Below are 13,177 nucleotides of genomic sequence, written 5' to 3'. Positions count from 1 at the left end.
GGGCGGGGGACGACGCATGCGCGCACGAGCAGACATCGCGGGAGTGGTGCTGGCCATCGTGATGGTGGGCGCGGGAGCCTCCCTGCTGGTGCCCCGCTGGGTCCTGCGGAGTGATGCCGCGCCCCTGGGGGTGGCTCGGGCCGTGGCCCCACCCCCGAAGGATGCCGTGGCGCCGCGTCTCCATGTCGAGCCCGCGAAGGATGCTGCCGGCAGGGCGGCGCAGGTCGTGAGGCCGCGCGAGGACGCGCCCGACTGGGAGCGGTTCGCGGCGCGCGCGATGGTGCCCCTGACGCCGGACGAGCTGGCCCTGCTTCGCGAGGAACAGGTGGAGGACCTGGCGGCGCTCGTGGCCCGCACGGAGCGCGACTTCATGGAGGCCACGCCCGAGACGCGCGCGGCGAAGGAGCGGCGCTACCTGGCGGCGTTGAACCTGGTCGCGAAGTTGACGCCGCCGTCGGAGGATTCGGCCGCGGACCGCCGGGCGCGAGACGTGGACGCGCGCTACCAGCGGGCGCTGGCGGTGGAGCGGGAGAAGTGGCGGGCGCTCCCGCCCGAGGAACAGGCGCGCCAGCAGGACGCCTTCAAGGAAGCGTTCTTCCGAAAGGAGGAGGGGCGATGAAAGCACTCCCGAAGGGCCTCTTCACGTTGCTGCTGCTCACGCCCGCGCTGGCACTGGCCGGGCCGCACTATGTGGCCTCGCGCGACTGGGGCAGCTTCATCTGGCTGAGCACGTGGTTGGACGCGGGGCAGAGCTACACCTTCGAGACGCGCGACCTGACCGGCGCCGCGCCCGACACCGTGCTGCACGTGCTCAGGGACCGGGGCGGCTGGAGCCAGGTGGCCATGGGGGATGACTGCGCCGGCGCGACGCGCTCGTGTGTGACCTTCACCGCGCCGGACTCGGGCCTCTACCGCGTCTGGGTGCGCGCGTACGCGGACGGGCGCGGGGGCACCGCCAGCCTGTATCGCAACGGGGAGCTGCTCCTGAGCAGCCAGCCCTTCGGCGGCGTGCCGCTGAGCTTCGCCTGGAACGCGAAGGACACCTTCCGGGCCACGTCCACCACGCCCGGCGCGGGGGACCACCTCGTCTTCCTGATGCGCTCCAACGCGGAGTACCTGCAGCATGACGATGACAGCGGGCCCCGCTCCTACCCGCTCGTCGTCGCGTCGAGCACACAGAACGCGGGCGCGCAGCGCGTGGTGGTGGGGCGCTTCCCGGGCAGCTCGGGCACGGCCAGCTTCGTTCATGACGAGGCGCTCTGGTCCACCATCTTCAGTGACAACGACGAGGACGAGGACGGCATCTCCAACGCACTGGAGCCCCTCGTGGGGTTGAACCCGGACTCGAAGGACTCGGACGGGGACGGGATACCGGACCCGCTGGAGCTGTTCGGCAACGACGGCTTCTCCTTCTCCGAGTGGGGCAGTCCCACGGCGAAGGACCTCTACGTCGAAGTGGACTGGATGCAGCACCCCACCAACCCCTATCTCACACGCAAGCCCTACGCCGGGCTGGTGGCGGACGCGGCGGCGGTGTTCGCACAGGACGCGGGGGTGCGCCTCCATGTCTTCATCGACAGCGCGCTGCCCTGGCACGAGGTGGTGTGCTTCGGCGCGTGCGACGGCGGCGTGGACTTCTATGCGCTGAAGCAGAGCGGGTTCTCCTCCGGAAGCCCGGAGCGGCGGCCGTACTTCCACTATGCCGTGTGGGCGTACCGGCAGGGCAGCAGCACGTCGTGCTCGTCCGGCAAGGCCGAGGTGCTGGGCAACGACCTCATCGTCAGCCTGGGGTGCTGGAGCAGCCCGAGCGTCCAGGAGCAGCGAGGCACCTTCATCCACGAGCTGGGGCACAACCTGGCGCTGGACCACAACGGTAACGATGTGCCCGCGCAGACGAGCGTGGTGCATGCCAGCGTGATGAACTACCGCTACCAGATGCTCGGCGTGGGCAACCCGGGATGGCATTCGTACTCGTTCGGACTCAATGCGTGCGTCGCCTGCAGCGCGTCGCCCAAGAGCAAGTGCATCTCCTGCCGGAACGGCTTCCTGGGCTGTGGCTTCCCCGGGTGCGGCTCGTGCGATTGCGACGTGAACGAGTGGGGCTCGGTGGAGCTCGACTTCCTGGACGACGGCGACGCGGATGACGGCGCGAGCCGCGCGGTGCTGGCGAAGTACGCGCCGGACGACAAGGGCGGGCCCGTGCGCTTGCAGCCGCACGCGCCCTACGCGGTGCCCACCCTCGCGGCGCGGCGCCTGACGGTGGAGCGCACGCGGGAGCGGCTGCGGGCCCGGGGGCAGGAGGAGGGACAGGACTTCTTCGTGTCGCCCGACGGCACCACGCTGTACGCCGAATGTCCATGAGCACGCGACCTCGTCCGGCACGCCGTCGTGCTCCCGTGAGCTGGGGGCGCGGTGCCGCGGGGCTTCTCTTCGCCGGCTTGATGGGCTGCCAGATGAAGTGCTCCGAGCCGGCCCCCGTCGCCGGACACGCCTTGGCCGCGCTCCGGCGCGAAAGCCCGTGTGTCGCGGTCTGGCGCGCGGCCCAGGTGGACGTGGCGTTCAAGGAAGCGCCCGAGGACGCCGCGCAGCAGCGCACGGGCACGCGCCTGGAGCGCCGCTTCACCGTGGCCCGGCAGCTGCGCGGCGCGTACCGGCACCAGGACCAGTGGGCCTCGGTGCTGGAGTACGAGGCGGGGCCGGTGCGCGGCGGCGTGAGCTACAACCTCCAGGTGCCGGACGTGCTGTCGGACCTGACGGGACAGGTCGTTCAGTGGTCGAGCCATCGCGAGCCCACGTCGTGTCACTCGACGCGTGACGGCGAAGTCCCCGCGTTGATGTCGGGGGATACCCTGCGGGACGCAGAGGGGCGGTTGCTGGCGCTCACGGTGCCGAGCGCGCCCACCACCCCGTCGGGAGAGGTGCTGCTTCCAGCAGGGCTCGTGCCGGAACTGAGCTTCCGCTGGGAGGACATGGGCTGCACGTTGGCGGATGGGACGCATGAACTGGATGTTCAGCTCCGGGTGACGCTCGCGAACCGTGCGCCAGGTCCCGGTACCTCCGTGGAGGTCCCGGTGGGAGCGCCGGCCTGGCTGACCCTGGACGGTGTGCGCTATGTCGTTCGGGTGGCGCGTGCCACTGCGGACATGCGGGGCCGATGTGGGCAGGTTGTCTTCTCGCTGATGCGCGAGGGTCTGCTCGAACAGGCGCGGCCTGGCCCCTGAGGCGCTGCGCCGTTCCTGGAAATAGGCCGTCATACCGCTCGTTGGGCGGGGCTGGTATGTAGACAGGTGGCAAGGGGCCGGGCCTGCTATCTTCGCGGGCTCCAACGGACACCAGAGGGATGACACCATGCGAAGCGGGCTGAAGCGGCACTGGGCGAGGTTCGCGGTGGGCGGTCTGCTCGGCGCATGGCTGCTCGCCTGTGGCGGCTCGGCGACGGAGGGGCTGGAGTCCCTGGAGCAGGGCACCGCGCCCACGCAGGTGTCGGTGGACCTGTCGAGCGCGGACATCCGCACCCGGCTGGAGGCCATCGACGGCCTCACGGTGTTGAGCGAGGTCGAGGTCAACGGGTTCCGCTTCTTCACCATGGACTTCGAGCAGCCCGTGGACCACCTGCGTCCCTGGGGCACGCGCTTCCAGCAGCGGGTGACGCTGATGCACCGCTCGGTGACGGCGCCCATGGTGCTGGACACCGAGGGCGCCTACATCTTCGAGGAGCCCATCCCCGCCGAGCCCACCGACCTGCTCCAGGGCAACCAGCTCACCGTGGAGCACCGCTTCCATGGCGCGTCGAAGCCGGCGTCCATGGACTGGCGCAAGCTGACGGTGTGGCAGGCGGCGGCGGATGCCCACCGGGTCGTCGAGGCCTTCAAGCCGCTGTATGGCGGGCGCTGGCTGTCCACGGGCGTCTTCAAGGGCGGCACCGCGGCCCTGGCCCACCGCTTCTTCTTCCCCAACGACGTCCACGCCACCGTGACGTACGCGGCGCAGCACAGCCGGGGCCTTCATGATGCGCGCCACGGCCGCTATCTCCTCACGAAGGTGGGGGACGCGGCGTGCCGTCAGCAGCTCGCGTCGCTCCAGTACGCCGCGCTAACCCGGCGTGACGAGCTGCTGCCCTTCATGGATGGCTACGACGCCCAGGGCTTCACCTTCAACGTGCTGGGCAAGGACCGGGCCTTCGAGTTCGCCGTCATCGAGGTGCCCTTCATCTTCTGGCAGTACTACGGCATGGCGGGCACGTGTGAGTCGCTGCCCTCGCCGGAGGCGAGCGCGGAGGAGCTCTTCGCCTTCTTCAGCTACGTCTCCACGATGGAGTTCACCTTCTCCGACCAGGCGCTGGAGGAGTCCGCGCCCCTCTACTACCAGGGCGCCACGCAGCTCGGGGGCCCGGGCTACCCGGAGGTGCACCTGCTGCCGCTGCTCCGCTACCCCGGTCAGCACGTCCCCACGCGCTTCCCGCCTGAAGGCGTGCACAAGACGTACGAGCCGTGGACCATGGGGCTGGTGGAGGCGTGGACCCGCTTCGAGGCGAAGCGGGTGCTGCTCATCTACGGTGACCTGAGCCCGTGGACCGCGAGCGCCTTCAACACCACGCCGGGCAATGACGCCTACCGCGTCATCGCCGAGGACAGCATCGGCTTCTACGGAACGCTGAGCGCGCTGCCGGAGCCGCAGCGCAGCTTCCTGCTCGGGCGGCTCTCGGAGTGGGCGGATGCGCCGGTGTACCTCCCCACGGGGGTGGAGGCCCTGCGGCCTCGTCCGGCCAGCGACGCGCGCATGAAGGCGTACCGGGCGAAGTAGCGGTTTGAGCTCAAAGCATCCTTGGCAGCCAGGCGGCCGTGCCTATCTTCCGCCGCACCTTCATGAGGGTGCGAACACATGACGAAGACGATGCTGATGGCCGCGGCGCTGGGTGTCCTGGTGATGGGCACGGGGTGCAGCCGCAACACGCGTGCGAGCGCGGAGAACGACGCCGAGCGCGCCGCGGAGAAGACGGAGGACGCGGCGAACGAGGCGGGCGACAAGATTGAGGACACGGCCGAGGAGGCCGGGGACAACATCGAGGACGCCACCGACAACTGAGGTGCCCTTCAAGGAGGCCGCTCCCACGGGGGCGGCCCGCCGTGCCCTCAGGCCGGGCCGGAGTCGATGACCTTCTTCGCGATGCCGAAGGAGAAGCCCGCACGGGCCAGCGCGGCGAGGTCCCGCTTGCGGTTCTCCTCCCGGGTGCCGGGCTGTGTGCGGAAGGGCCCCAGCCGCTTCTTCTTCGCCCAGATGCGCGCGGCCTCCTCCTCGGAGACCTCGTGGGTGGCGTCCGCGACCTTCTTCGCCACGACCTCCGCCGGCACGCCCTTCAGGCGCAGCTTCTGGGCAATCACCCGCGTGCTGCGGCCCGAGGCGCGCAGCGAGTGCGCCTTCATCTGCGCGTAGGCCTCGTCGTTGAGCAGGCCGTTGCGCACCAGCTTCGCGAGCAGCGCCTCCACCCAGGCGAGCGCCTCGCCGCGCTCGCCTCCGTGGAACTTGAGCGAGCGGTCCACCCGGCGCAGGAGCACGCGCTGCAGCTGGCTCTTCGTCGCCGCGTAGCGCTTCAGGTAGTGCAGCGCCGCGTTCTCCAGGTAGGTGGGGGACACCTTCCGGGGCCGCTTGGGCCCGCGCTCCTTCTTCCTGTCCTGTCCTCCCCGCGCCTCGTCCATGACGGACCTGGGTCTACCACCCAGGTCCGACGCCCGGAAGGAACGCCGGGAGGAGCGTGCGGCCTGTCAGTCGCTCCCCGACTGGTAGAGCGCGCACAGCGTGCCGGACGGGTCCTCGATGACGCAGAAGCGACCCGCTTTCTCGGAGCCGCGAATCTTGCCGCGCACTTGGCCCCCCAGCGCGGTGACCCGCTCCAGGCTCTGCTCCAGGTTCGCCACGGTGATGTAGACCATCCACCCGGTGGGCATGTCCACGTTCGGCCCGCGCGCGTGGCAGATGCCTCCAGCGGGTGTCTCTCCGCCGCCCGGGGGCATCATGACGAAGTCCTCGTAGCCGCCCATGTCCAGGCCGGTGGCGGTCCAGCCCACCACGTCCTTGTAGAAGTCCCTCACCCCCACCGCGTCCTTCACCGTGAGGTCCATCCAGCCCACGGTGCCCACTGCTGGCTTCTTCATCGTCATGCGCTTCTTCCTCGGGATGCCCGTCGCCGCTGCTCAGCCCAGTGACTTCAGGGACTCGGGCACCTGCCAGTCCGGCTTGATGCGGGAGATGACCTTGGCCAGGTTCTCCTTGTCCTGGGCCTTCTCCAGCGCGGCCTCGGGGGTAATCACGTCGTCCTTCACCAGGCGCTCCAGGTGCATGTCCAGCGTCTGCATGCCCTGGCCCTGACCCGCCTGCATCTTCGAGGCAATCTGGAACACCTTGCCCTCGCGAATCATGGAGGCGATGGCGGGCCCGCCCACCAGGATTTCCAGCGCGGCCACGCGGCCCTTGCCGTCCGCCGTCTTGATGAGCTGCTGGGCGACGATGCCGGCCAGGCTCTCCGCCAGCATGCCGCGCACCTGCTGCTGCTCGTCCGCGGGGAAGGCGTTGATGATGCGGTCGATGGTGGCCGGCGCGCTGTTGGTGTGCACCGTGGCGAACACCAGCACGCCGAAGCTCGCCAGCTGGAGCGCCAGCTTCATCGTCTCGTTGGTGCGAAGCTCGCCAATGAGGATGACGTTGGGGTCCTCGCGGCCCGCCGAGCGGATGGCCGTGGCGAAGCTCGACGCATGCGGGCCCACCTCCCGGTGCGTCACCTGCGCCTTCATGGACTCGTGCACGAACTCCACCGGGTCTTCGATGGTGAGCACGTGCGCGGGCCGCGTCTTGTTGATGTAGTTGATCATCGCGGCCAGCGTGGTGGACTTGCCGCTGCCCGTGGGGCCGGTGACGAGCACCAGCCCGCTGCGGCGCTCGGCCAGCTTGCGCACCACCTCCGGCGTCTTCAGGTCCTCCAGCGACAGCACCTTGCTGGGGATGGTGCGGAAGACGGCCGCCAGGCCCGTCATCTTGTTGAAGTAGTTGGCGCGGAAGCGGGCCTTCGTCCCGTAGCTGTAGGCGAAGTCCAGGTCCAGGTCCTCGACAATCTGCCGCTGCTGCTCCGGCGTGCAGATTTCGAAGAGCAGCGCCTGCATCTCCGGCGCGGTGAGCGGCTGCTCGCGCAGGGGCACCAGCTCGCCGCGGATGCGCCCCATGGGCGGATAGCCGATGCCCAGGTGCAGGTCGCTGCCCTTCTGCTCCAGCAGCGCGTCGAACAGGACGGCCAGGCGGGGTGTCGTCATCTCAGGAGCCCTTCCTTCCCATCAGCGAGCCCATCTTGCTCAGGAGCCGCGCGCTCTCCTGCGGGGACTCGGGCGCGGCCACGGTGGCGCCGGGACGCTTGCCCGTCACCATGGCCTCCAGCTCATCCGGGTTGTCCGCGTAGCCCTTGGCGACCTCCAGCTTCACCTTCCCGGAGCGCACCAGGTCCGCGAGCGAGTCCTCGAAGCGGACGATGCCCAGGCTCTTGCCGCGCTGCTGGAGCGAGGGAATCTGGTACGTCTTGTTGTCGCGGATGAGGTTGCCCAGGGACACCGAGCCCGGTAGCACCTCCGCCGCGGCCACCAGCCCCTTGCCGTCCGCGCCCGGCAGCAGTCGCTGGCTGACGATGAGGCGCAGGCCGCTGGACAGCGACAGGCGCACCTGCTGCTGGTCGCCCGGCGGGAAGAGGTCGATGAGCCGGTCGATGGTCTTCGCCGCGCTCGGCGTGTTCATGGTGCTGATGAGCAGGTGGCCCGTCTCGGCGGCGGACAGCGCCATGCGCACCGTCTCCGTGTCGCGCAGCTCGCCCACCACGATGACGTCCGGGTCCTCGCGGAGGCTGCCCTTGAGCGCGCTGGCGAACGTCTTGGTATGCGAGCCCACCTCGCGCTGGCTGATGAGCGCGCGCTTGCGCGGGTGGACGAACTCCACCGGGTCCTCCACGGTGAGCACGTGGTGGGACGTCTCGCGGTTGATGAGGTCCACGATGGCCGCCAGCGTGCTCGTCTTGCCGTGGCCGGACGGGCCGGTGATGACGATGAGGCCCTGGTGGTGGTGCGTGGCCTTGGCGATGTCCGCGGGCAGGCCCAGCGACTCCAGCGTGGGGACTTCCCGCGCAATCAGGCGGAAGGTGCCCTTGAGACCCGTGCGCTGGCGGCTCACGTTGACCCGGAAGCGCCCCATCTCCGGCGTCTCCAGGGAGAAGTCACAGCTGCCCTCGCGCTCCAGCACCGGCCGCAGCCGCTCCGGCACCACGGGCAGCAGCAGCCGCTCCACCGTCGCCGCGTCCAGCACCGGGCCCTGGGCCGTCAGGTCGCCCGCGAAGCGGAAGAGGGGCGGGCGCTCGGCGATGATGTGCACGTCGCTGGCCATGCCCCGGCGGCCTTCCTCGAGCAGCACCGCCAGCTCGCGGCCGGTGCCCGTGAAGGTCCGGGCCGGCGCGGCCATCGGGCGGCTTGGCGCGGGCTCCGCGGCCCGCTGGGCCGCGACAGGCTCGGGCGCGCGGTACTGCGGGGCCGCTGCGGGTTCCGGCGCGCGGTACTGCGGGGCCGCGGCAGGCTCGGGCGCCCGGTAGGAGGGGGGCGCCGCGGGCGCAGTCGCCACCGCGGGGCGCGCGGCGGGCGCGGGCGCGGCGGGCTTCGGCGTGGCGGCCTGGGCAGCGGCCCCTGCATCGGCGGCGCGGCTGAGGCGCAGGTGGATGAGGTCGCCCCGGCGCATGGCGGCGATGGCCAGCGAGCCCAGGCCGGTGGCGTTCACGGACCACTGCACCGGTGTCTCCGTCACCGTGGAGGCCCGGGCCACGCCCACCATCGCCTGGAGGGCGCGGGTGATGTCCTCGGCCGTCGCGGTGGCGGTGTCCACCGCCTCGTACCCGTTGCTTCCACGGATCATCGGCGGGCGGCCGGTCGCCAGGGTCAACTCGGTGACACCCGGACGCGACAGGTGCCGCAACAGTTCTGCGAGCGATTTCATGCGGGATGTCGACTCTGGCCGCGTCTGCACGCGGGCGCGGGGGAGCCGCAGGATAGACGACATTCCGCAGAATGCGGCCACCCCTTGTCCCGGGCCGGTCGCTTGCTCCCGGGCGCGCGGAAATCCCGCGCGCCTGACGGGGGCAGCACCTGGAAGCAGGGGAGAAGGGCGGGGCTCCGGGACCCAGTGGGGCCCGCTCGGAGCGGCGGGCGGGAGGGGCTCTCCCGCCCGGGTGCGACACGACCGGGGGCTTAGAGCTCGCGGGACATCAGGAGGCGGAGCTTCCCGGACTTCTTGGAGACCACCGTGGCCACCGTGGTGAAGCCCTCCTTGCGGTAGAAGCTCACGGCGGGCGAGTTGGACGGGTCCACCCGCAGGGCAATCGTCTTGCGGTACATGTCCCGGGCCGCCTTGAGGGCCTGCTCCAGCAGCACGTTGCCCAGGCCCTTGCGGCGCAGCTCGGGCTTCACCACGATGTTCCGCAGGTACGCCGCGCCCGGAACCGGGCCGTCACGCTCCACCGTGACGTAGCCGACGAGCTGATTCTGCACCTTCGCCACATGGATGAAGGGCTTGAGCTGGGTGAGGGCCTTGAGGCTGTCCTCCGGCGTCTCGCCCCGGGTCTTCCAGGGCTCCGAGCTGGCGCGCAGGGCCGCCACCGCCGTCATGTCCTCGTCGGTGGGCAGGCCGAATTTCACCGCCGCAATCAGGTCGTTGGGGAGGCCGGCCACGTCCAGGACCGGTGCTGGGGCCACCTCCACGCCTGCGTCCACCTGCTTCATCGTCATCGCCTTGCTCCTCCGTCGAGTTGCGATCCTAACCGCTCCCGCGGCACCGGTGCACGCAGTGATTCCGCGCACATTGTCCCCTCAAGTGAGGAACGCCCTCCTCCGTGTGGTGAGGAGCCGGATTCCGTCCAACCTGCCATGCGTCCAGCCCATTCCAAGAATGAGCATCGCTTCCACGCCTGGCACCCCGCCGGCCTTCCGTGCCGGGCAGCTTCCCACTATAAAAACGCGCATTCGGGCGCCGAGGCGTCAAACTCCACACCTCGACCGTCAGCCAGAGCCCCACCTTGCAACTCAACCACGCCCAGCGAGAGCTGACGCTCAAGATCGTCTACTACGGGCCCGGCCTCAGCGGGAAGACGACGAATCTGCGCCACCTCCACGCCAAGGCGTCCCCCGAGGTGCGCGGCCGGCTCCTCACCGTGGAGACGCACGACGACCGGACCCTGTTCTTCGACCTGCTGCCCGTCTTCTTCTCCACCTCCTCCGGCTTCAAGGTGAAGGTGAAGCTCTTCACGGTGCCAGGCCAGGTCATCCACAACGCGACCCGGCGCATCGTCCTCCAGGGCGCGGACGCGGTGGTCTTCATCGCGGACAGCCGGCGCAGCGCCACGGCGGACAACAACGCCTACTGGCGCAACCTCCAGGAGAACATGCGGGAGAACAACCTGGACCCCAGCCAGGTCCCGGTGGTCATCCAGTTCAACAAGAAGGACCTGCCGGACGCGCGGACGGACGCTGAAATCGAGGAGTCGCGCCGCCGGGGCGGCGAGGCGGTGGTGGGCGCGGTGGCGCTGCGGGGCGAGGGGGTGCTGGAAACCTTCCATGCGGTGGCGCAGGCGGCCTACCGGCGGCTCGACCTGCGCGCCCATCTGGCGCGGAACCTGGGCCTGACGGAGCAGGAGTTCCTGGGCCAGATATTCCGGCGCATGGACGTCACCGGCACGGCGCTGGAGGCGACGTACGGGCGCGCGGCGGCGGACGCGCGCAGCGGAGGCGGGCGATGAGCGGCGCGGCGGGCAGCGGGACGCCGGACGGCGTGGGCGCCTCGCGCCGTGAGTCGGTGCTCCAGCGGCGGCTGTCGCTGGCGGACATGCTGGACCTGCCCTCCTTCACGGAGGTGGTGCGCAGCTTCAGCGCGCTGTACCGCGTGGGCATCAAGGTGATGGACACCGCGGGCGACAAGCTGGCCGACGTGAAGGTGGGGCACGGCGACTTCTGCTCGTACGTGTTCGGCTTCCCGGAGGGACGCGCGCGCTGCACCGCCACCGTGGCCCGGGTGAAGGACGGGCCGGTGGCGCCGGTGCAGGGCGCCCGGCCGTCGCGCGGGGACGGCGCGGACGAGGTGGGCATCATCGCGCTGCCGTGCTTCACCGGCCTGCGCTACCTGGTGATGCCGGTGCGCTGGGAGGGCGACGCGCTGGGCCGTGTCATCCTGGGGCCCTTCACGCCCGAGGAGCTGGTGGACTTCCCGCCCTCGCTCACGGACATCGCCGGGTTGGACCTGTCGCGGGCGCACGAGCTGGTGGGCCGCGTGCGCCGCGTCCCCGAGCGCACGGCCGCGCAGGTGCTGGTGCACTTCGGCCAGGTGCTGGCCGCGCTGGTGGCCAGCGGGCAGCGGGCCTTCCTGGCCACGCAGCTCCACATCGAGGCGATGCTGGAGACGCACAGGGATCTGGAGGCGAACAACGCGCGGCTGGCGCAGGCCAACGCCCGCCTCAAGGAGCTGGACCGGCTGAAGTCCACCTTCCTGGGGACGGTGAGCCACGAGCTGCGCACGCCGCTGGCGTCCATCATCGGCTACTCGGAGATGCTGGCCGAGGGGCTGGCCGGCGCGCTCAACCCGGAGCAGCTGCTGTACGTGCGCACCATCGTGGAGAAGGGCGAGTCGCTGCTCAACCTCATCTCCTCCATCCTGGACCTGAGCCAGATTGAAGCGGGCCGGCTGCGGCTGGTGATTGGCCCGGTGGACCTGGGCGGCGTCATCCAGACGGCGGTGTCCAGCGTGGCGCCCCAGGCGCAGCGCAAGGGCGTGGAGCTGGAGGTGCGCCTGCCGCCGCTGCCCCAGCCGCGCCTCACGGCGGACGCGGACAAGCTGCGGCAGGTGGTGGTGAACCTGCTGGCCAACGCGGTGAAGTTCACCGGGGCCGGGGGCCGGGTGTCGGTGGTGATGTCGGAGGTGGGCTCGCAGCCGGAGCTGGGCGTGCAGGGCTACCGCGTGTCCGTGGAGGACACGGGCGTGGGCATCCGCGAGGACCAGTTCGAGCACATCTTCCAGAGCTTCTACCAGGTGGACGGCAGCTCCACGCGCGAGCACGGCGGCGCGGGGCTGGGGCTGGCCATCGTGAAGAGCCTGGTGGAGGGGCATGGCGGCCGCGTCTCCGTGGAGAGCGAGTTCGGCCGGGGCTCCACCTTCACGGTGGTGCTGCCGCTCCAGCCGCCGCTCGCGGAGTCCGGCGGGCTCTCCGCGCTGGCGCCCACGCCGTCGGCGACCGGACAGGACCGCTTCTGACGCGGGCGGGCGAAGCCGCGGGGATGGAACAGAGTCCCCCGGCCGCCTGGGCTCCCGCGTATCCTCGCGGCCATGCTCTCCGGACGCACCCCCGCAGCCTCCTACGTACTCATCGACGCAGAGAACATCGACTGGGCCGTGTCCAACGTGGTGGGACGCAAGCCCGAGTCCCAGGACCGCGTCCAGTTCGACCGGCTCGTCTCCTTTTGCGAGAACAACTTCCCCGCCCCCGTGCGCTGCGTGGTGGTGCTCAACGCCCGCGGCGAGCAGCTGCCCGACGTCATGATTGGCTTCGTGCGCGCGCTCAAGTCCGCAGGCTGCGAGGTGGCCCTGCTCTACGGCCGCCCCGACCAGAAGGTGGTGGACCTGGGCATCCTCAAGCTGCTGGAGAACATCCGCACCCAGCGCCCCGGCGCCGCGGTGGTGCTCGCCAGCCATGACGGCGCGGACTTCGCCGAGGCCCTCAAGCCCATGCTGGAGGAGAAGCGCCAGGTGGCGGTGCTCGGCCTGCGCGAGTACGTCAGCCAGCGCTTCCGCGAGCTCGTCCCCTCCGGGCTCAAGATATTGGATTTGGAATTGAACGCCCGCGTGTTCAACCGGCCCCTGCCGCGCATGCTCCCGGTCAACGTGGACGAGTTCGACCCGGGTGTCTTCCTGTAGCAAAGGCAGTCACATGACCCGGCCGGGCTGTGGCGATTCCTGTCACTGCCCGCGCCCTCGTGAGAGGGCATCAATTCGTGGCATGAGCATTGAAGCGGAAAGGCTCACTTTCATGGATTTCCCATGAAGGCATAGGAGCCGTCAGATGCGTCTGCCACGGAGTCTTGGAAACACGCTTTGGGCCGCTGTCTTCAGCCTCACCCTT

Annotated in this window: 13 protein-coding genes; 8 read left to right on the top strand and 5 right to left on the bottom strand. The window is 70.3% G+C overall.

Features of this window, described 5'->3' with window-relative positions; genetic code table 11:
* Positions 1–16: 16 nt before the first annotated feature.
* From VZL07_RS10275 to VZL07_RS10255, 5 genes are all read left to right on the top strand, one after another.
* Entirely contained in the window at positions 17–619 is a 603-nt protein-coding gene (locus VZL07_RS10275; RefSeq protein WP_426755312.1) for a hypothetical protein, read from the top strand.
* Positions 616–2,361, top strand: a complete 1,746-nt coding sequence (locus VZL07_RS10270) for a hypothetical protein (RefSeq protein ID WP_426755311.1) — start codon at positions 616–618, stop codon at positions 2,359–2,361. Before VZL07_RS10275 ends, VZL07_RS10270 begins: the two co-directional genes overlap by 4 nt.
* Positions 2,362–2,453: 92 nt before the next feature.
* Complete coding sequence (locus tag VZL07_RS10265; RefSeq protein ID WP_426755310.1) at positions 2,454–3,221, top strand: hypothetical protein; 768 nt, start codon at positions 2,454–2,456, stop codon at positions 3,219–3,221.
* A gap of 127 nt (positions 3,222–3,348) precedes the next feature.
* Positions 3,349–4,803 (top strand): S28 family serine protease, encoded by a 1,455-nt coding sequence (locus VZL07_RS10260; RefSeq protein ID WP_426755309.1) that lies wholly within the window; start codon positions 3,349–3,351, stop codon positions 4,801–4,803.
* 78 nt (positions 4,804–4,881) lie between these two features.
* Positions 4,882–5,085, top strand: a complete 204-nt coding sequence (locus VZL07_RS10255) for a YtxH domain-containing protein (RefSeq protein WP_426755308.1) — start codon at positions 4,882–4,884, stop codon at positions 5,083–5,085.
* A 47-nt stretch (positions 5,086–5,132) separates the two neighbouring features.
* On the opposite strand, the gene VZL07_RS10250 is transcribed toward VZL07_RS10255, so the two are convergent.
* The 5 genes from VZL07_RS10250 to VZL07_RS10230 form a co-directional block, all read right to left on the bottom strand.
* Entirely contained in the window at positions 5,133–5,696 is a 564-nt protein-coding gene (locus VZL07_RS10250) for a regulatory protein RecX (RefSeq protein ID WP_426755307.1), read from the bottom strand.
* 66 nt (positions 5,697–5,762) lie between these two features.
* Positions 5,763–6,158 (bottom strand): VOC family protein, encoded by a 396-nt coding sequence (locus tag VZL07_RS10245; protein WP_426755306.1) that lies wholly within the window; start codon positions 6,156–6,158, stop codon positions 5,763–5,765.
* A gap of 33 nt (positions 6,159–6,191) precedes the next feature.
* A complete protein-coding gene (locus tag VZL07_RS10240; RefSeq protein WP_426755305.1) occupies positions 6,192–7,301 on the bottom strand; it encodes a type IV pilus twitching motility protein PilT in 1,110 nt (369 codons plus the stop codon).
* 1 nt (position 7,302) lies between these two features.
* A complete protein-coding gene (locus tag VZL07_RS10235; RefSeq protein WP_426755304.1) occupies positions 7,303–9,012 on the bottom strand; it encodes a PilT/PilU family type 4a pilus ATPase in 1,710 nt (569 codons plus the stop codon).
* 251 nt (positions 9,013–9,263) lie between these two features.
* Positions 9,264–9,800, bottom strand: a complete 537-nt coding sequence (locus VZL07_RS10230; protein WP_426755303.1) for a GNAT family N-acetyltransferase — start codon at positions 9,798–9,800, stop codon at positions 9,264–9,266.
* 287 nt (positions 9,801–10,087) lie between these two features.
* Here VZL07_RS10230 and VZL07_RS10225 point away from each other — a divergent pair, with 287 nt between their 5' ends.
* The 3 genes from VZL07_RS10225 (at position 10,088) to VZL07_RS10215 (ending at position 12,972) form a co-directional block, all read left to right on the top strand.
* Positions 10,088–10,807 carry a GTP-binding protein gene (locus tag VZL07_RS10225; protein ID WP_426755302.1) on the top strand — a complete coding sequence of 240 codons (720 nt, stop codon included), beginning with the start codon at positions 10,088–10,090 and terminating at the stop codon, positions 10,805–10,807.
* Positions 10,804–12,312 (top strand): ATP-binding protein, encoded by a 1,509-nt coding sequence (locus VZL07_RS10220; protein ID WP_426755301.1) that lies wholly within the window; start codon positions 10,804–10,806, stop codon positions 12,310–12,312. Before VZL07_RS10225 ends, VZL07_RS10220 begins: the two co-directional genes overlap by 4 nt.
* Before the next feature lie 72 nt (positions 12,313–12,384).
* Entirely contained in the window at positions 12,385–12,972 is a 588-nt protein-coding gene (locus VZL07_RS10215; protein WP_426755300.1) for an NYN domain-containing protein, read from the top strand.
* The last annotated feature ends 205 nt before the right edge of the window (positions 12,973–13,177 follow it).

It is taken from the genome of Pseudomyxococcus flavus, assembly GCF_050038885.1.
Classification (GTDB): domain Bacteria; phylum Myxococcota; class Myxococcia; order Myxococcales; family Myxococcaceae; genus Myxococcus; species Myxococcus flavus.
This window is presented reverse-complemented; position numbering and strand designations above follow the sequence as displayed.

Coding starts and splice junctions, on each gene's coding strand:
- VZL07_RS10275 (WP_426755312.1), top strand. CDS start 17: ATGCGCGCACGAGCAGACATCGCGGGAGTGGTGCTGGCCATCGTGATG.
- VZL07_RS10270 (WP_426755311.1), top strand. CDS start 616: ATGAAAGCACTCCCGAAGGGCCTCTTCACGTTGCTGCTGCTCACGCCC.
- VZL07_RS10265 (WP_426755310.1), top strand. CDS start 2,454: ATGAAGTGCTCCGAGCCGGCCCCCGTCGCCGGACACGCCTTGGCCGCG.
- VZL07_RS10260 (WP_426755309.1), top strand. CDS start 3,349: ATGCGAAGCGGGCTGAAGCGGCACTGGGCGAGGTTCGCGGTGGGCGGT.
- VZL07_RS10255 (WP_426755308.1), top strand. CDS start 4,882: ATGACGAAGACGATGCTGATGGCCGCGGCGCTGGGTGTCCTGGTGATG.
- VZL07_RS10250 (WP_426755307.1), bottom strand. CDS start 5,696: ATGGACGAGGCGCGGGGAGGACAGGACAGGAAGAAGGAGCGCGGGCCC.
- VZL07_RS10245 (WP_426755306.1), bottom strand. CDS start 6,158: ATGACGATGAAGAAGCCAGCAGTGGGCACCGTGGGCTGGATGGACCTC.
- VZL07_RS10240 (WP_426755305.1), bottom strand. CDS start 7,301: ATGACGACACCCCGCCTGGCCGTCCTGTTCGACGCGCTGCTGGAGCAG.
- VZL07_RS10235 (WP_426755304.1), bottom strand. CDS start 9,012: ATGAAATCGCTCGCAGAACTGTTGCGGCACCTGTCGCGTCCGGGTGTC.
- VZL07_RS10230 (WP_426755303.1), bottom strand. CDS start 9,800: ATGACGATGAAGCAGGTGGACGCAGGCGTGGAGGTGGCCCCAGCACCG.
- VZL07_RS10220 (WP_426755301.1), top strand. CDS start 10,804: ATGAGCGGCGCGGCGGGCAGCGGGACGCCGGACGGCGTGGGCGCCTCG.
- VZL07_RS10215 (WP_426755300.1), top strand. CDS start 12,385: ATGCTCTCCGGACGCACCCCCGCAGCCTCCTACGTACTCATCGACGCA.